1 protein-coding gene is annotated in these 387 nt (G+C 55.3%); it reads left to right on the top strand.

Features of this window, described 5'->3' with window-relative positions:
• Positions 1–21: 21 nt before the first annotated feature.
• Positions 22–387 (top strand): replication protein P (locus JW499_RS21805; protein ID WP_269814598.1); only part of this gene is annotated, 366 nt, incomplete at its 3' end.

The raw sequence follows: 387 nt of genomic DNA, 5'->3' as shown, positions 1-387 counted from the left end.
CTGGATTTACGGGGTGGATCTATGAAAAACATCGCCGCACAGATGGTTAACTTTGACCGTGAGCAGATGCGTCGGATCGCCAACAACATGCCGGAACAGTACGACGAAAAGCCGCAGGTACAGCAGGTAGCGCAGATCATCAACGGTGTGTTCAGCCAGTTACTGGCAACTTTCCCGGCGAGCCTGGCTAACCGTGACCAGAACGAAGTGAACGAAATCCGTCGCCAGTGGGTTCTGGCTTTTCGGGAAAACGGGATCACCACGATGGAACAGGTTAACGCAGGAATGCGCGTAGCCCGTCGGCAGAATCGACCATTTCTGCCATCACCCGGGCAGTTTGTTGCATGGTGCCGGGAAGAAGCATCCGTTACCGCCGGACTGCCAAAC

The organism is Amphritea pacifica, from assembly GCF_016924145.1.
In the GTDB taxonomy this organism is placed as follows: Bacteria; Pseudomonadota; Gammaproteobacteria; order Pseudomonadales; family Balneatricaceae; genus Amphritea; species Amphritea pacifica.
Note: the sequence above shows the minus strand (reverse complement) of the source record. Positions and strands in the feature narration are given on the sequence as shown.